At 41.0% G+C, this 22,645-nt stretch carries 24 protein-coding genes; 16 read left to right on the plus strand and 8 right to left on the minus strand.

Annotated elements, in window-relative coordinates; translation table 11 throughout:
* Positions 1–48: 48 nt before the first annotated feature.
* The 3 genes from HLH18_RS11155 to HLH18_RS11165 all read right to left on the minus strand — a co-directional run bounded on the left by HLH18_RS11155 (position 49) and on the right by HLH18_RS11165 (position 2,879).
* Entirely contained in the window at positions 49–654 is a 606-nt protein-coding gene (locus HLH18_RS11155; RefSeq protein ID WP_171546888.1) for an RBBP9/YdeN family alpha/beta hydrolase, read from the minus strand.
* Between the two features lie 29 nt (positions 655–683).
* Positions 684–1,697, minus strand: a complete 1,014-nt coding sequence (locus HLH18_RS11160; RefSeq protein ID WP_171546889.1) for a sulfate ABC transporter substrate-binding protein — start codon at positions 1,695–1,697, stop codon at positions 684–686.
* Positions 1,698–1,874: 177 nt separating this feature from the next.
* On the minus strand, positions 1,875–2,879 hold the full coding sequence (locus HLH18_RS11165) for a sulfate ABC transporter substrate-binding protein (protein ID WP_171546890.1): 1,005 nt from the start codon (positions 2,877–2,879) through the stop codon (positions 1,875–1,877).
* Positions 2,880–3,046: 167 nt separating this feature from the next.
* On the opposite strand from HLH18_RS11165, the gene pabC reads away from it, so the two are divergent.
* The 4 genes from pabC to HLH18_RS11185 all read left to right on the plus strand — a co-directional run bounded on the left by pabC (position 3,047) and on the right by HLH18_RS11185 (position 6,023).
* Positions 3,047–3,859: an aminodeoxychorismate lyase gene (gene pabC / locus HLH18_RS11170; RefSeq protein ID WP_171546891.1), complete on the plus strand. Its 813-nt coding sequence runs from the start codon at positions 3,047–3,049 to the stop codon at positions 3,857–3,859.
* A gap of 1 nt (position 3,860) precedes the next feature.
* Positions 3,861–4,910: an endolytic transglycosylase MltG gene (gene mltG / locus HLH18_RS11175; RefSeq protein ID WP_171546892.1), complete on the plus strand. Its 1,050-nt coding sequence runs from the start codon at positions 3,861–3,863 to the stop codon at positions 4,908–4,910.
* Positions 4,911–4,913: 3 nt separating this feature from the next.
* Complete coding sequence (tmk, locus tag HLH18_RS11180) at positions 4,914–5,513, plus strand: dTMP kinase (protein WP_171546893.1); 600 nt, start codon at positions 4,914–4,916, stop codon at positions 5,511–5,513.
* A 93-nt stretch (positions 5,514–5,606) separates the two neighbouring features.
* Positions 5,607–6,023, plus strand: coding sequence for a PaaI family thioesterase (locus HLH18_RS11185; protein ID WP_171527994.1), 417 nt, complete (start codon positions 5,607–5,609; stop codon positions 6,021–6,023).
* 80 nt (positions 6,024–6,103) lie between these two features.
* Here HLH18_RS11185 and nadB read toward each other — a convergent pair whose 3' ends face one another.
* Positions 6,104–7,747, minus strand: a complete 1,644-nt coding sequence (gene nadB, locus HLH18_RS11190) for an L-aspartate oxidase (protein WP_171547021.1) — start codon at positions 7,745–7,747, stop codon at positions 6,104–6,106.
* Between the two features lie 228 nt (positions 7,748–7,975).
* Between nadB and HLH18_RS11195 the strand changes: the two genes are divergently transcribed.
* The 11 genes from HLH18_RS11195 (at position 7,976) to HLH18_RS11245 (ending at position 17,365) form a co-directional block, all read left to right on the plus strand.
* Positions 7,976–9,358, plus strand: a complete 1,383-nt coding sequence (locus HLH18_RS11195; RefSeq protein ID WP_171546894.1) for a Do family serine endopeptidase — start codon at positions 7,976–7,978, stop codon at positions 9,356–9,358.
* 141 nt (positions 9,359–9,499) lie between these two features.
* The gene (locus tag HLH18_RS11200) at positions 9,500–9,955 is read left to right on the plus strand and encodes an acyl-CoA thioesterase (RefSeq protein WP_171546895.1); all 456 of its coding nucleotides are present in this window, start codon (positions 9,500–9,502) and stop codon (positions 9,953–9,955) included.
* A gap of 259 nt (positions 9,956–10,214) precedes the next feature.
* Positions 10,215–12,032, plus strand: coding sequence for a translation elongation factor 4 (lepA, locus tag HLH18_RS11205; protein WP_171546896.1), 1,818 nt, complete (start codon positions 10,215–10,217; stop codon positions 12,030–12,032).
* Between the two features lie 21 nt (positions 12,033–12,053).
* Positions 12,054–12,881 carry a signal peptidase I gene (lepB, locus tag HLH18_RS11210; protein ID WP_171546897.1) on the plus strand — a complete coding sequence of 276 codons (828 nt, stop codon included), beginning with the start codon at positions 12,054–12,056 and terminating at the stop codon, positions 12,879–12,881.
* Between the two features lie 21 nt (positions 12,882–12,902).
* Positions 12,903–13,277: a DUF4845 domain-containing protein gene (locus HLH18_RS11215; protein ID WP_171546898.1), complete on the plus strand. Its 375-nt coding sequence runs from the start codon at positions 12,903–12,905 to the stop codon at positions 13,275–13,277.
* The gene (gene rnc, locus HLH18_RS11220; RefSeq protein ID WP_171528000.1) at positions 13,249–13,941 is read left to right on the plus strand and encodes a ribonuclease III; all 693 of its coding nucleotides are present in this window, start codon (positions 13,249–13,251) and stop codon (positions 13,939–13,941) included. The genes HLH18_RS11215 and rnc overlap by 29 nt, the downstream gene beginning before the upstream one ends.
* A gap of 5 nt (positions 13,942–13,946) precedes the next feature.
* Entirely contained in the window at positions 13,947–14,975 is a 1,029-nt protein-coding gene (gene era, locus HLH18_RS11225) for a GTPase Era (protein WP_171546899.1), read from the plus strand.
* Between the two features lie 45 nt (positions 14,976–15,020).
* Entirely contained in the window at positions 15,021–15,218 is a 198-nt protein-coding gene (locus tag HLH18_RS11230) for an NF038104 family lipoprotein (protein ID WP_171528017.1), read from the plus strand.
* 12 nt (positions 15,219–15,230) lie between these two features.
* Complete coding sequence (gene recO, locus HLH18_RS11235) at positions 15,231–15,947, plus strand: DNA repair protein RecO (RefSeq protein WP_171546900.1); 717 nt, start codon at positions 15,231–15,233, stop codon at positions 15,945–15,947.
* 26 nt (positions 15,948–15,973) lie between these two features.
* On the plus strand, positions 15,974–16,699 hold the full coding sequence (gene pdxJ / locus HLH18_RS11240; RefSeq protein WP_171546901.1) for a pyridoxine 5'-phosphate synthase: 726 nt from the start codon (positions 15,974–15,976) through the stop codon (positions 16,697–16,699).
* 12 nt (positions 16,700–16,711) lie between these two features.
* Positions 16,712–17,365: a MiaE family protein gene (locus HLH18_RS11245; protein WP_171546902.1), complete on the plus strand. Its 654-nt coding sequence runs from the start codon at positions 16,712–16,714 to the stop codon at positions 17,363–17,365.
* Positions 17,366–17,520: 155 nt separating this feature from the next.
* On the opposite strand, the gene lipA is transcribed toward HLH18_RS11245, so the two are convergent.
* Entirely contained in the window at positions 17,521–18,534 is a 1,014-nt protein-coding gene (lipA, locus tag HLH18_RS11250) for a lipoyl synthase (protein WP_214647330.1), read from the minus strand.
* A gap of 215 nt (positions 18,535–18,749) precedes the next feature.
* Between lipA and sthA the strand changes: the two genes are divergently transcribed.
* The gene (gene sthA, locus HLH18_RS11255) at positions 18,750–20,162 is read left to right on the plus strand and encodes a Si-specific NAD(P)(+) transhydrogenase (RefSeq protein ID WP_171546904.1); all 1,413 of its coding nucleotides are present in this window, start codon (positions 18,750–18,752) and stop codon (positions 20,160–20,162) included.
* Positions 20,163–20,387: 225 nt separating this feature from the next.
* Here the strand turns inward: sthA and HLH18_RS11260 are convergent, their stop codons facing one another.
* The 3 genes from HLH18_RS11260 to HLH18_RS11270 all read right to left on the minus strand — a co-directional run bounded on the left by HLH18_RS11260 (position 20,388) and on the right by HLH18_RS11270 (position 22,613).
* On the minus strand, positions 20,388–21,089 hold the full coding sequence (locus HLH18_RS11260) for a DUF1003 domain-containing protein (RefSeq protein ID WP_171546905.1): 702 nt from the start codon (positions 21,087–21,089) through the stop codon (positions 20,388–20,390).
* Between the two features lie 279 nt (positions 21,090–21,368).
* Positions 21,369–21,566: a pirin family protein gene (locus HLH18_RS11265; RefSeq protein WP_250852409.1), complete on the minus strand. Its 198-nt coding sequence runs from the start codon at positions 21,564–21,566 to the stop codon at positions 21,369–21,371.
* A gap of 84 nt (positions 21,567–21,650) precedes the next feature.
* Positions 21,651–22,613: a TauD/TfdA dioxygenase family protein gene (locus HLH18_RS11270; protein ID WP_171546907.1), complete on the minus strand. Its 963-nt coding sequence runs from the start codon at positions 22,611–22,613 to the stop codon at positions 21,651–21,653.
* Between the last annotated feature and the right edge of the window lie 32 nt (positions 22,614–22,645).

Raw genomic sequence — 22,645 nt, forward strand, 5'->3', positions numbered from 1 at the left:
GTCAGCAAAAATAAAAATTTAATTCGGCACAAGCATAATTTGCAGACTTTAAATTGCAAATTTAAAATAACACTTGCTCTCATCAGAAAAATTGATATGTTGCAGTACATTTTCTGAAATCAGATAATCATAAATTTCAGGAAATGGACCAAAACCGGAAGCAACATTAATATGTCCGACTTGACCCAGATTAATTGGATTGAGTTTCCATGCTTGGGCCAAGCATTGGGCATCTTCAAAATTTAACCAAGGGTCATTTTCACTAATCAGTAAAGTGGTCGGCACTGCAATTTTTAACTGATGAAAATAACGTTGATAATCTTGCTGGCTATCACGTGCAAAGCCAGCTTCACCAAAACGTGCAGGATTCGCCGGTGCAACCAAAATCAAATTTTTAATTTTTTGATTTAATTCCGGATGCTGAGCGAGTGCTGCAACAGTAGTTAGGCAACCAAAACTATGCGCCACGATTTGAATATGACCTTGAATCGGGCGAACGGTATTTACAAATTCGCTGATCCAATTTTCAAGTACCGGATTATTCCAATCCTGTTGCTGTACACGAGAGCATGACATGAGTTGTCGTTGTAACCAAGATTGCCAGTGGGCAGGTTCACTGCCACCTACGCCTGGAACAATTACGGTATGAATCATGTCGAAGCTCCTCTATCTGTCCAGCACGATTATTTCGCGCTATTGGCTTTTACGATTTGGTCAAAGATGCCACCATTTTCAAAATGCGCTTTCTGAACTTTATCCCAACCACCAAATTCCTGCTCAATGGTGACTAGTTTAAGTGGCTTGAATACATTGCTGTATTTTGCTAACACTTTTGCGTTACGTGGACGGTAGAAGTTACGTGCTGAAATCTCTTGCCCCAATGGTGAATACAAGAAGTTCAAGTACCCTTGCGCCAAGTATTTGTTGCCTTTTTTCTCGGCATTTTTTTCTACGATCGCAACAGGTGGCTCAGCCAGAATAGACAGGCTAGGCGTTACGATTTCGAATTTACCGGGCTGTTCACGAAGCGCTAAGTGCGCTTCATTTTCCCAAGCCAGTAATACGTCACCGATCCCGCGTTCAGCAAATGTTGTGGTTGCGCCACGTGCGCCAGAGTCGAGCACTTTGGTGTTTTTATAAATTTTACGCACGAATTCTTGAGCCGTTTTGTCGTTACCACCGGCTTGGTGTTTTGCCCATGCCCAAGCTGCTAAATAGTTCCAGCGTGCACCGCCAGACGTTTTAGGATTTGGAGTGATAATGCCTACCCCTGATTTAACCAAATCTCCCCAGTCTTTTAGACCTTTCGGGTTGCCTTTACGTACCAAGAATACGATTGTAGATGTATAAGGTGTTGAGTTTTGAGGAAGTTTCTTTTGCCAGTCAGCAGGAAGCAGTTTTGTTTTTTGTTCAATGACATCAATATCAGCAGCAAGAGCAAGCGTTACGACATCGGCATCTAAACCATCAATCACCGCACGTGCTTGTTTACCCGAACCACCGTGAGATTGCTTGAAGTTGATCTTTTGACCGGTGCGGCTTTCCCAGTATTTGCCAAACTGTTTATTGACATCTTCATAAAGTTCACGGGTTGGGTCATAAGAGACATTTAAAAAGTCCTTTGCTAGCGCACTAAAAGATGTTGCCGAGATCACTGCTGCTAAAACCCCTAACTTTAATTTTGCTGAAATGCTCATGCCAACCTCAATATTCTTAACTGTTTTGTAACATGAATGCAGAATAGCGCCATTCTTTATGCATAAAAAATAATAAAAAATGAATTTTATATGAATAAAAGAGATAAATTAAGCTTATTCTGGATCCACAGCATTGGCCTTATCAATAAAGCCAATGCTGCTCTTGATCTTCTAGGATTATTTGGTGCTATTTGCTTTCACGATCTGGTCGAAAATGCCGCCATTTTCAAAGTGAGCTTTTTGCACTTTAGTCCAGCCACCGAATTCCTTGTCAATCGCCACCAGTTTCAAAGGTTTGAATACGGATTTGTATTTTGCCAAGACAGTGGCATTGCGCGGACGATAGAAGTTTTTAGCTGCAACGGTTTGACCTGCAGGTGAATAGAGGTAGTTTAAGTAAGCTTTAGCCACAGTGAGATTGCCATCTTTCTGTGCATTCTTTTCAACAATGGCCACTGGCGGTTCTGCCAAAATAGACAATGATGGCGTGATGATTTCAAACTTGCCCGGCTGTTCACGAATCGCTAAGTGCGCTTCGTTTTCCCACGCCAGTAATACATCACCAATGCCGCGCTCAGCAAATGTGGTGGTTGCACCACGTGCGCCAGAGTCGAGTACTTTGGTATTTTTATAGATTTTACGTACAAATTCTTGCGCTTTTGCATCATTGCCGCCTGGTTGGTGTTTTGCCCAAGCCCAAGCTGCTAAATAGTTCCAGCGTGCACCGCCAGACGTTTTAGGATTTGGAGTAATAATGCCGACATCTGGCTTAACCAAATCGCCCCAGTCTTTAATGCCTTTCGGGTTGCCTTTATGTACTAAAAATACGATGGTTGATGTATAGGGGGTAGAGTTATTTGGAAACTTTTTCTGCCAGTCTTTAGGCAGCAGATTTGAGTTTTCTGCAATGGCATCAATGTCTGCGGCCAATGCTAAAGTTACGACGTCTGCATCAAGGCCATCAATGACTGAACGTGCTTGTTTGCCGGAACCGCCGTGTGATTGTTTGAAGGTGAGCTCTTGACCTGTAGACTTCTTCCAATACGCACCAAATTCTTTATTATAGTTTTCATACAATTCACGGGTGGGATCGTAAGAAACGTTTAAAAAGTCTTTTGCAAGCGCACTAAAAGACGTTGCCGAAATAAGTGCTGCTAAAACCCCAATTTTTAATGAGCGCATTTTTGCTATCCTTTACATTTAAATTATTTATGTTTTGTACAAGGCGGAGGATAGCGTTATCTATTAGGCTGAAAAAATAATAAGAAACGAATTTGATATGAATAAAACTGCTATCAATTCAGCGTCGCTATTTTTAAACTAAGTCATCATTCACAGGATGTTTGCATATGCCATGTTTTAAAAATGCACAGGAAATAAACGAAATTTCATTATTGGATCGTGCTTTCCATTATGGTGATGGCTGTTTTACGACTGCGCGTGTTCGGCATGGCAAAATTGAGCTTGAAAACTTGCATATGGCGCGACTGCATTTAAGTTGTGAACGGCTGCTGCTAAAAGCAGATTTAAGCTTGATTCAAAAAAGCTTGGCTTTATTGCAGCAGCAATTTCTGGAAGTGAATGGCACGTTTAAAATCATTATCAGTCGTGGTGAAGGGCAGCGCGGATACAGCTTGCCTGATCATCCTGCTGATGTATGGGTATTTTTTTATCCTAAAGTGGTTGATGATTTTCAAGTTGAAAAAATAAAATCGGGTGTATTACAACAAGCACTGGGACTGACCATGCCCAGCCTGGTCGGTTTAAAAAGTCTGAATCGTTTGGAACAGGTATTATTAAAAAATGAGGCCGACCAACGGGGATGGGCCGAAGCACTGGTGACTGATGTGCAAGGCACTGTTGTTGAAGGAGTAAGCAGTAATTGTTTCATTCGATTAAACAATACATGGATTACCCCAGAACTTCGTTATAATGGCGTCCATGGTGTAATGCGGACAGAAATTTTATCTCGTATGCAGCAGCAAGGTATTCATTGCGAACAGCGTTTTATTGATATGGAAGAAATTTCAAAATTTGAAAGCCTGTTTTTCTGTAATGCCTTAAGTCCAATGAAAGTTGTGACTGAACTTAATCAGCAAGCTTTGAATGTTCAAGCATGTATTGAACTGTTTAATATCCTTCAATTGACTCAGATTCGTTAATATGTACAGCACAAACAAAAACTCAAAAAAGAAAGCCACAAAAGTATTTCCATTGAAAGGTTTCATCGTTCTATTCATGGGTTTCGTGGTCATGGCTTCAGTCATCTTATGGTCAAGCTTATTTAAGGCTTATCCTGTCGAAGGTGAAAAGCAGCTGCTGGCGATCGGAACAGGTGATACCTATTCAGGCTTTATTAATCGTTTAGCCAAAGAAGATAAAGTCAGTTTCCCGATTATATTAAAGCTTTATCAAAAATTTATCATTCATGACACTATGAAAGCCGGTGTATATGAAGTGCGTCAGGGCATGACGATTCGTCAAGTGATGGATATGCTCGCGAATTCTGAAAATGCACAAATGAATCGCATTCTGGTGATTGAAGGTACGACCTTTAAGCAGTTAATTGAACTTTTAAAGAAAGATGATTTAGTCACCAAAGAAGTGCTGAATCTTCCGCAAGATCAGATGCTGCAAGCGTTGAATATTCCGTTTAATCATCCTGAAGGTCTGTTTGCACCGGATACCTATTTCTTCGCCAAAGGCGAAACAGATAAAAAGATTCTGACAGATTTGTATAACCGTCAAATGAAATCTTTGGACGCAGCATGGGCAAATCGCGCCTCTGACTTACCTTATAAAGATAAATATGAAGCCTTAATTATGGCTTCAATTGTTGAGAAAGAAACCAGTCTCGATCGTGAACTGGAACAAGTTTCTGGTGTATTTGTGCGCCGTTTGAAAATGGGGATGCGTCTGCAAACTGATCCAACCGTGATTTATGGTATGGGAGATAACTATAAAGGCAATATCACCCGTACAGATTTGCGTACACCGACTGCCTATAATACCTATACTAACAGTGGTTTACCGCCAACACCTATTGCCTTACCAAGTCAAAAAGCAATTGAAGCAGCGATGCATCCAGATGCATCAAACAATATTTATTTTGTGGCAACCGGTAATGGTGGGCATAAATTTACGGCAAGTTTGGATGAGCATAATCGTGCAGTGCAGGATTACTTGTCAGTTTTAAAATCGAAGCAGGAGTGAGGGATGTTTATTAGTTTTGAAGGCACTGAAGGTGTCGGGAAAACCACACTCATTCGTAAAATTTATGACTATTTGGAACAGCAAGGTCATGAAGTAGTCTTGACTCGTGAACCGGGCGGTACCCCAATGGCAGAGCAAATCCGTTCGCTGTTGTTGTCGGTCAATCATGAAGAAAACATGTCCAATGATACTGAACTGCTATTAATGTATGCTGCCCGCGCGCAACATTTACAGCAAGTGATTGTACCGGCACTGGCTGCGGGTAAAACAGTCCTGTGTGACCGTTTTACCGATGCCAGTTTTGCCTATCAATGTGCGGGACGTGGTTTAAGCAAAGAAAAATTACAGCTATTAAATGCCAATTTTGTCTCGCATATGCCGAATATCACGTTTTGGCTAGATGCACCGACTGAACTGGGCATGTCACGTGCACGTGAACGAGGCGCACTGGATCGCTTTGAGCAGGAGAAAGCGACTTTCTTTGAGAAAGTGCGTTCAGGTTATCATGAGCTGTGGGAGCAACAAGGTGAACGGATTAAGCGTCTGGATGCTACTCAAACACCAGATCAGGTGTTTGAACAGGCAGTGGCTTATCTGAAATAACTTTTTAGATTGAAACAAAGATCAAAAAGATCAGTGCTTAAGGTGAGTTATTCTTTTATATTCAACATCATCAGGGATGAAGATAAAGCATAAATGAAAAGTACCAAAGCAGAAATTATTTCTTTTTTACAGGCTGAATTTCCACAAAGTCTGGAAAAATGCGAAATAGAAACAGTGACTGAAAAAGCTGCATCCATTATTTATCATGTGGGTGCTGCTGATTTAAGACCGGGTGGAACGGTGTCGGGACCAACCATGATGACCGCTGCTGATTATGCGCTTTATATTGCGATACTAGGCGAGATCGGCATTGTCGCGTTGGCTGTTACGACCAATTTATCCATCAATTTTTTAAGAAAGCCTACAGCAGAACAGGATATTCGTGCGGTTTGTCGATTAATGAAAGTCGGCAAGGCACTGATAGTCGGGGATGTATGGTTATATTCTATGGATACGGAAGAACCGATTGCGCATGCTGTAAGCACCTATTCCATACCACCTCAACGATAAATAATAAATAAATGTTATGTAGCATTAAAAAAGCCGAACAGAGATGTTCGGCTTTTTTTTGTTTTTACAACTTTTAAAAACTAGGCTTCAGCATTGACCAATGGTGTTTCTACTTGAAAGCTAGGTGGAATTAGGATGGTTTTACGCAGTTCAGGTCCAAGCTCAGGATAATCCAGGGTGTAATGCAAACCTCGTGATTCCTTACGTTCCATCGCACAGCGCACAATCATCTCCGACACCAAAACCAGATTACGCAGTTCAATCAGGTTTTTGCTGACTTGGTAATCCTGATAATATTCAGTGATTTCCCGTTTCAGCATTTCAATCCGGTGTAAGGCACGTTCCAAGCGTTTGGTGGTTCGCACAATCCCGACATAGTTCCACATGGTTTGACGCAGTTCATCCCAGTTTTGCAGAATCACCACATCTTCATCCGGATTCATTACCTGAGAATCATCCCAAGCCGGTACATCTGGAGAGATATAATTGGTGTTGAACTGACTTTCGATATGTTTTGCAGCACTCATTCCATAGACAAAACATTCTAAAAGTGAGTTACTGGCCATTCGGTTAGCGCCATGTAAACCCGTATAAGAGGTTTCACCAATGGCATAGAGTCCCTCAATGTCGGTCTGGCTATTTTCATCGACCATCACGCCGCCACAAGTATAGTGAGCTGCAGGAACCACCGGAATCATGTCCTTGGTAATGTCGATCCCTAATTCAAGTAAACGTGCATATAGGGTCGGGAAGTGCTCTTTAATAAACGTTTCATCTTTATGGGTAATGTCTAGCCAGACATGACGAATCCCCAAACGCTTAATTTCATAGTCAATGGCACGTGCCACAATGTCACGTGGCGCAAGTTCAGCACGTTCGTCAAAACGCAGCATAAAACGTTCACCATCAGGTAAACGTAAATAAGCGCCTTCACCACGCATGGCTTCAGTAATTAAAAATGAACGCGCTTGAGGATGATAAAGACAGGTTGGATGGAACTGGTTAAATTCCATATTGGCAACGCGGCAACCGGCACGATAGGCCATGGCAATACCATCACCGGTCGCAATATCGGGATTGGATGTATACAAATAGGCTTTCATTGCCCCACCACACGCCAGAGCGGTAGAAGGTGCTAAAAAGGTATGTACTTTTTCAGTTTTTTCATCCAGCGCATATAAGCCAAGAGCACGATTGCCTTGATCTTTTAGCCCTAATTTTTGCGAAGTAATTAAATCAATCGCAATATAATTTTCAAAAATAGTGATGTTGTGTTTTTCTTGGGCGCGTTCAACCAACGTGGTTGAAATGGCACGACCGGTTGCATCTGCGGCATGAATAATACGTCGCTGTGAATGCCCGCCTTCACGGGTTAAATGCAATTGTTCTTGCTCATCTAAGGTGAATTGCACACCATGCTTTAAAAGGAAATCAACTGAAGGTTTGCCACCTTCTACTGTCTGTTTTACCGCCTCAATCTCACAAAGTTGTGCGCCTGCAATCATGGTGTCATCAATGTGCTGTTCAATTGAGTCGGTTTCATCCAGAACAGCTGCGACACCGCCTTGCGCATAAAAAGTACTGGCATCTGTCAAGGTCGATTTTGCCAAAACTGCAATATTGAAATGATCGGGTAGCGATAAAGCCAGACTTAAACCTGCACCGCCACTTCCCACAATGATCACATCAAAATGATGCGTTGTGTTTAAATTAGACATGTCAATCAGCTAATTCGAAAAAAAGTTCGCTAATGACACCGCTTTTTTGATCAAAAAACAAGAGCAAATATGCTAATGTATGATGAGAAAAAGTAATAAACCAACAAACTTTTAAGAAAACTTTAAGCTGTTGTTTATACAAATATAATCAAACATATTATTACCCAAGATAGACAAAGTTTATGCTAGAAACTGTCTACACATATTTATAATGAAATGGAGCGAATGCTTTATATGAAAAATCGCTATGTACAAAAAGGAATTTATGCTGCGGTATTTACGATAGCTGCAGCGCAAACACAAGCAGCATCCCCAGTAGATTTTTCCAATCTGGTAGAACAAGTTAGCCCGGCAGTTGTGAGTGTAAATGTCGTTAAAAAAATGACAGAGCAAGAATTGCTACAGCAGCAGGTTCCTGAAATATTAAAACGTTTCTTTGGTAATCGGGTGATTATTCCACAGCAACAAGCCCCACAAGAAAAAACGGGTTATGGCAGCGCATTCTTTATCAGTAAAGATGGTTACCTTTTAACGAATCATCATGTGGTAGAAGATGCTTCTAAAGTCACGATCATGCTGAGCGATCGCCGTGAAATTGATGCGACTGTGGTCGGAAGTGATGAGCGTACCGATGTTGCGCTTCTAAAAGTCAATGGTTCGAATTTCCCTGAGTTACGTACCGGTAATGTCGATCGACTCAGAGTGGGAGAGCCGGTACTGGCTATTGGTTCGCCGTTTGGCTTTGACTATTCTGCATCAGCCGGTATTGTCAGCGCAAAAATGCGCAACATGATGGGAGAAACCTCGGTTCCATTTATTCAAACCGATGTGGCTTTGAATCCCGGGAATTCGGGTGGTCCACTGTTTAATCAAGATGGTGAAGTGGTTGGGGTAAACTCACGAATCTTTAGTGGTACTGGCGGATATATGGGTTTGTCATTCTCTATTCCGATTGATGTGGCCATGGATGTGGCAGAGCAGCTGAAAAAGAATGGCAAGGTCACGCGTTCATACTTAGGAATAATGCTGCAAGATATTGATCGTACCCTTGCAGAATCTTATCACCTGTCCAAACCAGAAGGTGCACTGGTGACACAGGTAGCGCCAAATTCACCCGCAGCCAAAGCCGGCTTTAAGTCGGGCGATGTAATCTTGAAATATAATGGTTCACCCATTTCAAGAACTTCTGATTTGTTGAATTATTTAAACCGGACTACGCCTAATCAAGTGATTCAGTTGCAAGTTTTACGCGATGATAAAACCCGCAATATCTCGGCGACCGTGACGACTGCTCCAGATGACACCCCGGCAAAAGTGGAACAAACCGCCCAACAAAAAGGTCCTGTGATCGGCGTTAGCATTCGCAACCTAAGCGCTGCTGAACAAGCACAGCTGGATATTAAAGGCGGTATTTTGGTAGAGGAAGTGAAGCGAGGCGGTATTGCTGCACAATCGCGCCTGACTGCAGGCGATATCATTACTCAGATCAATAATAAAACCATTCTGAATAGTGAGGATTTCATCAAATCTGTATCTGAGTTGAAAAAAGGTTCAATTGCTCGGGTTTCGATTATTCGTCAAGATCAACGCGCAATTTTGGGAATGCGTATTGAATAGTCTCAATAAATAAATGAACAGCAAAACCACTCTGAAAATGAGTGGTTTTTTTATATTTTGCAATTTTACTCGATCTTAAAATTACGTAGACTGTGGTTCCTTGAGCGAAATTTTTGCAACGAGTACGGGTTTAAAGAATATATGAGCACAGTTTTTGATTTAGAAATGACCGTTCAAGCAGATCATATTGACAGTTTGGGACATGTGAATAATGTGGTGTATATGCAGTGGATACAGGAAGTTGCGACTGCACATATTGAAGCTTTGGGTTTGGGACTTAAAGAATACCTTGAATTGAAGCATGCAATGGTGGCGATTGAGCATCATGTGCAATATCGTAAAGCGGCTTTTGAAGGTGAAAAGATTATTTTGCGTACCTGGTTGAATGATCTCAATGCACTGTATTCTTTTCGTCAATACGTCTTCTATCGTCCTCAAGACCAAAGTATTTTATTTACAGGAAATACCAAATGGGCGTGTATTGAAATCGCAACAGGTCGACCAAAACGCATGTCACCGACGTTTACCCAAGCCTATCAACCGATAGCAGCTGAGATTAACCCGCTAGATTTCACCAATATTAATTTAAAAGGTTAATATTGATCCCTACATTCCTGTCAACTACGGTTTAAAAGACTTGATTTAATTGCTGTCATTACATTCATATATCAATACTTGAGCGAGGATAGTTTATAGCAAAGTTTTGCAGAAGAAACCGACTATTTTTAAAAGCTCTCTGTATTTTTAACTATCTACTGCTTATACTGTGCAACATCTTCGGAATATCCTTTTTTGCACGTCATAAATACTTTGTTTGTTCGAGTATGTGATTGTGTGTTCAGATTTAGAGTAGTTTATGGCAGTTGCTAAAAAGTCAGTTAATATCAATAATATACGAAATTTTTCGATTATTGCACATATCGATCATGGTAAGTCGACGCTTGCAGATCGATTTATTCAAACCTGTGGTGGTCTGCAAGCTCGCGAAATGCAAGCGCAAGTCCTTGACTCTATGGACATTGAGCGTGAACGCGGAATTACCATTAAAGCTGCTTCCGTAACCCTGTATTACACCCATCCAAATGGTCAAGAGTATCAATTGAATTTCATTGATACACCGGGACACGTTGACTTTTCCTATGAAGTGTCACGCTCGCTAGCAGCCTGTGAAGGTGCTTTACTGGTGGTAGATGCGGCACAAGGTGTAGAAGCACAGTCTGTTGCTAACTGTTATACCGCGATTGAACAAGGTCTTGAAGTTCTTCCTGTTTTAAACAAGATTGATTTACCTCAGGCTGAACCTGAGCGTGTAATTCAAGAAATTGAAGATATTATCGGGATTGAAGCGACAGAAGCACCGACCTGTTCTGCGAAAACAGGTTTAGGTGTTGAAGGTGTTTTAGAAACACTGGTCAATGTGATTCCGCCACCGGTCGGTGATCGTGACGCTGCTTTACAAGCCTTGATTGTCGATTCTTGGTTCGATAACTACTTAGGTGTAGTTTCTCTGGTTCGTGTTAAAGAAGGTCGTATCCGTAAGGGTGACAAAATGCTGGTCAAATCGACTGGTCAAACCCATATCGTGACATCAGTGGGTATTTTTAACCCTAAGCATACTGAAACAGGTGAGTTAGAAGCGGGTGAAGTAGGTTTTGTGATTGCCGGAATTAAAGATATTTTTGGTGCGCCAGTGGGCGATACCATCACTTTAGCTACTACACCAGATGTTGCTGTATTACCGGGTTTTAAAAAGGTTAAACCACAGGTCTATGCAGGTTTGTTCCCGATTGATGCCAGCGATTTTGAACCATTCCGTGAAGCGTTGCATAAATTACAAATTAATGACTCTGCGTTGTTCTTCGAACCTGAAAGTTCAGATGCCTTAGGTTTTGGTTTCCGTTGTGGCTTCTTGGGCATGCTACACATGGAAATTGTACAAGAGCGTTTAGAGCGTGAGTACGATTTAGACCTTATCAGCTCTGCACCAACGGTAATTTATGAATCGTTAATGAAAAATGGCGAAACCATTTACATCGACAGTCCATCGAAAATGCCCGATGGTTCAACGGTTGAAGATTTACGTGAACCGATTGCTGAATGTCATATCTTGGTTCCTCAAGAATACTTGGGTAACGTCATGACATTATGTGTTGAACGTCGTGGTGTTCAAAAAGAAATGAAGTTCTTGGGTAAGCAAGTGTCTTTGACCTTTGAAGTGCCTTTGGCTGAAGTGGTAATGGATTTCTTTGATAAATTGAAATCATGTTCACGCGGTTTTGCCTCGCTTGATTATAACTTTGTGCGTTTTGAAAGCTCATCATTGGTCAAAGTGGATGTGTTGATTAATGGTGAAAAAGTGGATGCTTTGGCGATGATTGTTCATCGTAATGATGCGCGTCACCGTGGTATTGCACTGGTTGAAAAAATGAAAGAGCTGATTCCACGTCAGATGTTTGATGTCGCGATTCAGGCTGCAATTGGTGCACAAATTATTGCGCGCTCGACTGTAAAAGCTATGCGTAAAAACGTATTGGCGAAATGTTATGGTGGTGACGTTTCACGTAAGAAGAAACTTCTATCCAAGCAAAAAGAAGGTAAGAAACGCATGAAGCAAGTGGGTAGTGTTGAAATCCCGCAAGAAGCGTTCCTGGCTGTATTGAAAGTAGAAAGATAATAAGATTGAGGATATAAGCCCATGGATTTTGATTTTAATTTAATCCTTGTACCAGCCACATTAATTTTCTTTTTGGTGTGGTTGTTGGATAAGTTTGTCTTTAAACAAAGACAAACTCTAGGCAAGGATAATGAAAATTTCATTATTACATGGGCTTATGACTTTTGGCCGGTGTTGGCAGTGGTCTTGATCCTACGTTCATTTTTATATGAGCCTTTTAATATTCCATCAGATTCGATGGTGCCGACATTAGAAACCGGTGATTTTATTCTGGTCAATAAATTCAACTATGGAATACGTTTACCTATCGTAAATACTAAAGTGATTGAGGTGGGTGAACCCGAACGTGGTGATGTAATTGTATTCCGCTATCCACCACAACCGACCATTAGTTATATTAAACGTGTAGTGGGTTTGCCAGGTGATCATATTGTTTATGATCATGGTCAGCTTTCAATTAATGGTAATAAGGTCGCCAAAGTTCCAGTTGAATTTAGCCGTGAAAAAGACATTTTAGATACACCAATGTCGATTTATCATCAAGAAACACTGGGTAAGCACACCTTTAAAATGCGTGAGCTTGAGGGTGTAAATGTCGCACGCCAAGCGCCGTTTATTAATTATGTTGAAAATGGTAAATACTCGGCTGAAAATGGTTTATATTGGGAAGTCAAAGTTCCAAAAGGTCATTACTTCGCGATGGGGGATAATCGCGATCAAAGTGCTGACAGTCGTTTTTGGGGCTTTGTACCGGAAGAAAACTTAACGGGTCGTGCATTCTATATCTGGATGCATAAAGAGCCTGGTTTTAAATTGCCGTCATTTAATCGTAACGGTAAAATTGATTAAGCATGATTGGAAAAATAACAAATGCGTAAAAATCAACAAGGTGCATCATATATTGGAGTTTTGGTTGCAATTATTGGTTTTGCTTTTTTAGCAAAAATTGCAATTGCAGTCTGGGGACCGTATCTGGATGATCGTTTAATTGATAATCAGATTACGGAGTTAATGCAAAGTAGCCCGAAAAACATTTCACCTTCTGAGTTTGAGAAACAGATAGGGCAGCGTTTCGATATGAATGGCATTCGTGATATCAAGTTTAAAGATATTGCACAAGTCATCAATACCGATGGTCTGCAAGTGAAAAAAGAGTATGAGATAAGAAAGCCTTTCTTACTCAATATAGATTTAGTGTTAAAGTTCGAGAAAAGTTTTGATCAAAGGTCAGTCCAAACTAAGTGATATGCACTTGGTCAGCCGTATCGGTTATCAGTTCAAACAGCCTGAATTATTGCAGCTTGCACTGACACACCGATCGGTGAGTCATAAATCTAACTATGAGCGTCTAGAGTTTTTAGGCGATTCGTTGTTAGGGATGATCATTGCCCATTATTTGTATCAAGCCTACCCTCGTGAAAATGAAGGGCGTTTAACGCGTATGCGTGCCACATTGGTTCGTCAAGAAGCATTAGGCAAAATTGCAAACGATTTGAAACTTGGTCCGTGTTTAATCTTAAGCACAGGCGAGTTGAAATCGGGTGGACATCATCGGGAATCTATTCTTGCTGATACTGTAGAGGCGATTATTGGTGCAATTTATGTCGACTGCAATGATTTAAAAGTCTTGCAAGAGATCGTACTGAAATGGTACGAGCCATATTTAGACCATATTGAGCCTACAGACCAACTCAAAGATCCCAAATCACGCTTACAGGAATATTTACAAGCCCGTAAAAAGCCTCTCCCTATTTACGATGTTGTGGATATTCAAGGCGATGCCCCGAATCAGCATTTCAAAGTGGAATGTATTATCGAGGGTTTGCCTGTATTGTATGGTGAAGGATCCAGCCGTCGCTTTGCTGAGCAAGCAGTAGCGGCAGATATTTTAAAACAATTGGAGCAGTAATCTGCATGACTACACATTCTGATCACATCGATGCTGATCACGAGCCGCAAAGCAACGGCAACGACCTGATTAATGATTTTTTCAGTTCACAAGGCACAACTATCCCTGCAGATTTTAAAAGTGGATTTGTAGCTATTGTGGGGCGTCCAAACGTGGGTAAATCTACGTTAATGAACCATATTTTAGGTCAAAAACTTTCTATTACTTCACGTAAGCCGCAAACGACCCGTCACAAGATTGTCGGTATTGATACACGTGAAAAGTCTCAGGCAGTCTTTGTGGATACGCCGGGGATGCACAAAAAAGAAGTCCGTGCCATCAATAAAATGATGAACCGTGCGGCATCTTCTGCACTACGTGATGTGAACTTGGTGCTATTTGTTGTAGATGCTCAAAAGTGGACTCAAAACGATGAACTGGTTTTGGAAAAGCTTAAAAATGCAGAAATGCCCGTTATTCTAGTAATCAATAAAATTGACACTTTTGAAAATAAAAACAGTGCCTTGCCATTGATTCAAGAACGAGCGAAGTTGATGAATTTCGCAGAAATTGTTCCTGTTTCAGCTTTGCGTGCCTCAAATCTTGATCATTTGCGTGACACGATTGAAAACTATTTACCGTTTCAGCCACCTTTGTATGCATTGGATCAAATTACCGATCGTTCAGAGCGCTTCCTTGCCTCTGAAGTGATTCGTGAAAAGATCATGCGTCAGTTAGGTGAAGAGCTGCCGTATGATTTAACAGTACAGATTGAGTCATTCAAGACTGAAGAAGCGACTGTTCATGAAAAAACCGGTCGTCCAAAACCAGCATGTATCTATATCGATGCAACGATTTTTGTTGATCGCCAAGGTCAAAAGGCCATTGTGATTGGTGAAAAAGGCGCGAAGCTGAAAAAAATCGGTATGGATGCGCGTGCTGATATGGAAAAAATGTTTGAACAAAAGATCATGCTGACACTTTGGGTTAAAGTGAAAGGCGGTTGGTCTGATGACGAACGTGCATTAAAAAGTTTAGGTTATAGCGATATCTAAACAGTTTTGATAAGCAACTCTTTTATAGGTTTATAGGGAATAGTGATGATCAAAGTATTGGCAGTTGTAGCATGTGTTTTATTTCTGCAAGGCTGTATTCATAAACTTGTCACTGTCCCTGTAAAAGTGGCTTATAAAACCACGAAGGGTGTGGTTAAAGGAACTGCTGCCGTCGTGGGTGCGGTCATTCCTGATGGGGATGATGAAGAAAGTGATGACGACTCTAAAAAGAAAAAAGATTAGACTTGATTATTCATGCGAAATGAAGAATTGCATGGCTATTTAATCCATCATCGTAAATACCGTGAGCGCAGTCATATCGTGCATTTGTTTACGCAGGAGCATGGTCGTGTTGATGGAATCTTAAGACAAACGCTACCTCCGCAATACCAACCGATTTGCTTGCAAGCTTCTGGAAAATCGGATCTTAAAAATTTTACTAAACTAGAAATTGTCAATCAGCCGGTTTTTTTCTTTGGCGATGCCTTCTTTTCTGGCTTTTATTTAAATGAACTTATTCTTCGTTTGTGTCCAGTTGAAGTCGAAATGCCACAGACCTTCGTGCAATATCATCAGACCTTGCAACAACTGCAGCAATTGGCACAACACGAAAACCCTCATCTTTTTCTCAGACAAATTTTGCGTCAGTTTGAACATGCACTGTTAGAAGAATTGGGCTATGCACTCGACTTTAGTACTGATGCTCAGCAACATGAGATTAAGGCAACTCAAAATTATCAATTTCTGCTCAATGAAGGTTTTATCCCCACCGCACAACAGTCACGCTCAACTTTATCGGGACAGCACATTCTGTCGATACGTGATTATGAAAAGGGTAGGGATTTTAACCTGGAGCAGTTACAATTGTTGGCGCAACTGTATCGGCAGATGATTACCTCTCTTTTGGGAGAGCGACCACTGAAAAGCCGTCAATTGTGGGTTCAAAATACTCAATCTAAATCTCAATCTTAATTTTTAATCATGGTTAGGAAATTTTTATGGCTGCATTGCTTGGTGTAAATATTGACCATGTGGCGACATTGCGACAGGCGCGCGGAACCACTTATCCAGATCCAGTCAAGGCTGCATTGATTTGTGAACAAGCCGGTGCAGAAGGGATTACCCTGCATTTACGTGAAGACCGTCGCCATATCCAGGATGATGATGTGCGTCGTATGCGTCCGTTATTGAAAACGCATATGAATCTGGAAATGGCTGTGACCGCTGAAATGGTTGAATTTGCCAAAGAAATCAAGCCACATCATGTTTGCTTCGTTCCAGAAAAACGTCAGGAAGTGACCACTGAAGGTGGTCTGGATGTTTTAGGACATTTTGAAGATGTCAAAGCAGCCACCCAAGCCTTAACTGCGATTGGTTGTGAAGTGTCCTTGTTTATTGATGCCGATATTGCACAAATTGATGCCGCAATTGCTTGTGGTACGCCGACCATTGAAATTCATACCGGTGCTTATGCAGATGCAAAAACAGCGGAAGCACAACAGCACGAACTTGAGCGTATTGTTCAAGGTGCAGAATATGCAGCCTCTAAAGGTTTGTTGGTGAATGCAGGACATGGTTTAAACCTTGAAAATGTCACGCCAATTGCTCAAATTCCGCAAATTCATGAACTCAATATTGGTCATTCCATTATTGCCGATGCTGTGTTTGTGGGTTTAGCTCAAGCCGTTCAACAAATGAAAGCTATCATTAAATCAGCAAGATAAGTTTTTAGAATTATGTCTTTAATAAATTATGATGATCTTATGAAGCCAGTTCTTGGCTTCTTGGGATGTGAAACGCCAAAAGCATGGTTGGATGAAGCAATGAATAACTTAGAGTTACTCATGCAAGATCATGCCAATTGTGAAAAGAAAGCAGCAGGTACGGCCATGAACCTGATGTTTCGCTACACGTTCTTTACCGATTTACAGGTTAAGCTGGCACAGTTGGTGCGTGAAGAAATGTTGCACTATGAACAAGTGCTTGAACTAATGACCAAACGTGGGCAGGAATGGCAATCAATTAGTGCAGGTCGTTATGCAGGTGGATTGCGTAAAGAAGTACGTACTTATGAGCCTGAAGCTTTAATCGACATTATGATTATTGGTGCTTTTGTAGAAGCGCGTTCATGTGAGCGTTTCTATGCGCTCGCACCGCTTGTAGATGAAGACTTAGGTAGATACTATCGTTATCTGCTGAAGTCTGAATCTCGTCACTTTGAGGATTACTTGGCATTGGCATTGGATGTCGCTCAAACCTCAAAGTTAAAAAATCCTAAAGAAGATATTCAGCAGCGTATTGCACACTTTCGTGAAGTTGAAAAAAACCTGATTTTAACTCCGGATAATTTATTTCGCTTTCATAGCGGTGTGCCGAGTAAAGCCGCTTAATCTATAGTTTTTGATCTATCATTCTTTAAAAAATCCTCTATTTGAATAGGGGATTTTTTTATATCGGGTCATTTTTAGAATCTTAAAATAAAAATGCCAACCTAAATGGATTAGATTGGCATCATTCAATCAGGCTGATTTTTATTTAGACTGAATTAAGCTTCGATGGTTTGAACGGCAATTTTCTTGGCAGGATCGACTTTACGACGTACCGCTGGAACAGGTTCGCCATAGTATTGACGGTCAGCAAAGTAGCTTGAACGAACCATCGGGGCTGCCCAAATATTTTTGAAACCGAGCTTTTGACCATGTGCAGTATAGCGTTCAAATTCTTCTGGTGTTACGAAGCGGTCAATCGGTGCATGCTGCTTGGAAGGCTGTAAATACTGACCGATGGTGATGTAATCCACATCATGCGCGCGAAGATCATCAAGCAGTGCCAGTACTTCTTCTTCAGTTTCACCCAAACCAACCATCAATCCACACTTGGTTGGAACGTCAGGGCAATATTCTTTAAACATTTTAAGCAGGTCTAATGAATGCTGATAGTCAGAACCTGGACGCATCGCTTTATACAAACGTGGTACAGTTTCAATGTTATGGTTGAATACGTCTGGCGGGCATTCCGTCATAATGCGTAAAGCCACATCCATACGACCACGGAAATCTGGAACTAGAATTTCAAGTAAGGTTTTTGGACTTAATTCGCGTGCTTCCTTGATACAATCTACAAAGTGCTGAGCACCACCATCTCGAAGGTCATCACGGTCAACAGAGGTGATTACCGCATATTTTAAACCCAGGTTGGCAATCGTTTCTGCCATATGACGAGGTTCATCTGGATCAAGTGTATTCGGACGACCATGTGCAACGTCACAGAACGGGCAGCGACGGGTGCAGATATCACCCATAATCATGAAGGTTGCTGTACCGCCACCAAAACATTCCGGCAGGTTAGGACAAGCCGCTTCTTCACAAACTGTATGTAATTTTTGTGCGCGTAACGTGGTTTTAATCCGTTGAACTTCATCAGGAGCCGCCATTTTGATGCGAATCCAATCCGGTTTGCGTGGCGTTTCAACCGTAGGTACAACTTTTACAGGAATACGAGCGACCTTCTCTGCGCCACGAAGTTTGACACCCTGTTCTGGTTTACGGTTTTCAGACATATTCAACTTTTCCACTGTTTTTGACGGGGGAGATGCGAGACATAATAGCCCCTATATTATAGCGAACTTAGGCTGAAATAGGGCAAAAACGATATTCATTTAAAAAATGTGGTTATCACTCAATATATGTCAGCTAAATACACCAAATGCATGGGAATTACGTCATAATATAACTCAGATTGATTAAAGATAGATTTTGTTTAAAGGAGCGTTGAATGCCACGTAAAAAAGAGGTCGTTAGTGGAACTTTCGTTAAATACGACGCGGTAGTTCTCGGTTCAGGCCCAGCTGGTGAAGGCGCAGCAATGAAACTTGCTAAATCAGGCAAGCGTGTTGCAATTGTTGATATTCGTGAGCAGTTAGGTGGTAACTGTACTCATGTAGGAACTATTCCAAGTAAAGCATTACGTCAAACGGTATCGAGCATTTTACGTTACCAGCGTGACCCAATGTTCCAGAAAGTGGGCGACTGGAAACAGTTCACCATGAAACAAGTATTGCGTAATGCACATAAAGTGATTCAGCAACAGGTTGAAACACACTCGCGTTTTTATGATCGCAATAAAATTGATATTTATCATGGTCGTGCATACATCCAAGATCAAAATACCGCACTAATTTTCAGTGATGACGGGATTAAAGAAACTATTGTTTTCCAGCAATTGGTGATTGCGACAGGTTCGCGTCCATACCGTCCAGCGGCGCTTGATTTTAATCATCCACGTGTATTTGATTCAGATAAAATTTTGGATCTGGATTTTTCAATCCAAAAAATCATCATTTACGGTGCAGGTGTTATTGGTTGTGAATATGCATCGATCTTCATTGGTCTGGACCATAAAGTTGATTTGATTAATACACAGCACAAATTGTTGAGTTACTTGGATGATGAAATTTCGGATGCCTTGTCTTACCGTTTGCGTGAACAGGGTGTGTTGATTCGTCATAATGAACAACTGGATCATCTTGAAACATTCGATGATCACGTGGTGATGTATTTACAAAGTGGTAAGAAAATTAAAGCTGATGCCATTTTGTGGTGTAACGGTCGTTCGGGTAATACAGATGGTTTAGGCCTTGAAAATGTGGGTATTAAACCAAACAGCCGTGGTCAGTTAACCGTAAATGATCAGTACCAGACTGAAGTGGAAAATATCTACGCTGCCGGTGACGTGATTGGTTGGCCATCGCTTGCTTCTGCTGCTTATGACCAAGGTCGTTGCGCAGGTTCAAATATGAGCGGTGAACATGTTGCACCAGTAACGGATATTCCGACAGGTATTTATACCATTCCGGAAATTTCATCGATTGGTAAGACTGAACAGCAATTGACTGAAGAAAAGATTCCTTACGAAGTAGGGCAAGCGTCTTTCCGTCACTTGGCACGTGCGCAGATTACTGGCGACACTGTCGGTGAGTTGAAGATTCTATTCCATCGTGACACTCTGGAAATTTTGGGTGTCCATTGTTTTGGTAACAATGCTTCAGAAATTATTCACATCGGTCAAGCGGTGATGAATAGTGGTAACAACACGATTAAATATTTTGTTGAAACCACCTTTAACTATCCGACGATGGCGGAAGCGTACCGTGTGGCAACATTGAACGGTATGAACCGTTTATTCTAAGTCTGATTTAAGTCTTGGATTGAAAAACCCGTAAGTGAAGGCTTGCGGGTTTTTTTATGCAGCGCATAAAGCGAAATTTTGACAATTATACAATGAGCATTTTGAGGTAGAGTTCATCAGCAGATTTCATCAAATCGGCGGGCTGTATTTTTTTGCGATAAGCATTTGGGAAATTAACTCATTCCCGTTTTCTGGGTTATTGAATGACAATATGCACAGATTTTTTTAATGTTTTTTACTCATTTCAGAGAGTAACTCAAGTTGGATTTCTTGTATTTCAGCCAGCCGATCCCACTGATGCATTAACAGATGATCTAGTTTTTCATGCAAATGTTGAATTTCCAGCTCGGCTTTTAAGTTAATTTGATAATCATTTTGTGAGCGCAATCGGTCTTTTGCTTCTTGTCTATTTTGGCTCATCATGATTACCGGTGCTTGAATAGCTGCTATACATGACAGGATTAAATTTAACAGGATAAAAGGATAAGGATCAGCAGGATGTGAGACCATCACCACCGTATTAACAATAATCCAGATGGCTAAAAAAATAGCAAAACAAATCAGAAAGGCCCAACTTCCACCAAAAGACGCAATTTTATCTGCCAGTCTTTCACCAAAAGTCCAGTTTTGGTCGAGTTTGGTTTCAACATTTTTTGTGATGAGTTCATGCTGTTGCATGCTGTTAATCACTTCATACTCAAGATCAGTCACTTCACCTTTTTCAGACTTTAACAATGAATGAACATACTGAATTCGATACTTGGTTAAATCTGCCTGGCAAATATAACTTTGAGGTGACCATTCAGGAAAATCCTGTGAAATTACTTCTGTAATGACTTTGCGTACTGTACCCATCGGGATAAGACTTTTTAGCGGAAAATGTTTTCCACAAACCAGACATTTATAAGATTCATTTTTTTCACTCATGATCGCTCTCTTTTCTAATCATCCTGAAATTATTGGATAAACACTATTGATTGTATTTTAACCATGTTTGGATTTTTTCACTGCCTATATTGTTAATTTTTTCTACGCTAAATATTGGATTCGATAAGTTCCTGCTAATGCGGTTTAGTCATTTTACAACAGGAGATAAATTCATCCACAGTTGAACTATATCCAGTGAACCTTTGATTTTGGAAAAATTTTTGGCATGATTTTTTATGTAAAATGTCTCGAATAGCAGTCATTTATTGCACTTCATTTTCACCAATTTTTACCGTAATTACCTTCGGATTGATGATGTTCTAACTCACCATCCTGAATAGTGGTGACAGTTTCAAAACCACGGTATGGATGCATAACTAAGCAACCAGATAAGGGAGAGTTAGGGTGCGAAGTTTGCTGGAATATTGAATTGAGCAATTTAAATGGTGAGAGGTGCAGAACAAAAAATTTGAACATTTTGAATCTTGGTTATTGTTATTTCAAGATGTTCAAAATCGGGCATTTTTATTGTTTTTATTATTATTTTTATTTAAGCAACCTTTAGAAAGGACGGCCTCCTGCAAGACTGATGCGTTTTAATAAACGGCGTTGATCGGCAGGGAAGGGACGTCGTGAATGTAATGTGACTTGATTGTCCCAAAAGACGATGTCGCCTTGTTGCCATTGATGTTCATAGCGAAATTCTGGCTTGAGTAGATGTTCGCGTAATGAAGCGATTAATTCACTCCCAGCCTGATCATCATAATTCACCAATTCAACTTCACTTCGTGTATTTAGCCAAAGCGCTTTGCGACCACTTTCCGGATGCGTGCGTACCAATGGATGTGGATAAGCGTGCTCAATAATCGGTTGATCTTTAAAGCGGTATAAAGGACTGCTGCCATAACCATTGTTATCCTGATCTTTCACCTGCTGTCGACGGACAAATGGGTTGTAGGTGATTAGTTGTAATTGATCAATATGCTGTTTGGTTGCCTCATCGAGTGTTTCATAGGCTTTAATGGTATTGAACCATGAGGTTTGACCGCCATCTTCTAGCAGTTCAATGGCATAGAGTAATGAACCGAAAGAGGGTTGTGGCGTCCATTGATGATCGGCATGCGGAGTCAGTTCGCCATGTCCGGTATAGTCACCTTGACCCACGGCATTAGACACAGGAACAACATCGGGGGGAGTGCCCGTATCCGATTGCGTTGCAAGTACTGGATTGTCTGCACTTGGGCGGAAAATAGAGCCAAAATAACTGGCAAAGGCCAAGTACTGTAAATCATCCAGACTTTGATTTTTGAAAATTAAAATCAGGTGTTCAGCCAGAGCTTGTTTCAGTCGGTGAATTGTTTCACCGGCTTGGGCTTTGCGGGCATCCAAACCAAAAACAACCGCACCTAATGCTTCACCCTGTAATGGAATAATGCTGATTTCTTTTGGGTTTTGAAATTGTTCTGCCTGATGCCAACGTGGTGCATCATGAATGGCTTGGGATAGTTGGGTAAGGCTGGTCATCTTTTTCTCAAATTATTTTGCTGTGAAAAAAA

It is taken from the genome of Acinetobacter sp. ANC 5414 (genome assembly GCF_013004295.1).
Taxonomy (GTDB): Bacteria; Pseudomonadota; Gammaproteobacteria; order Pseudomonadales; family Moraxellaceae; genus Acinetobacter.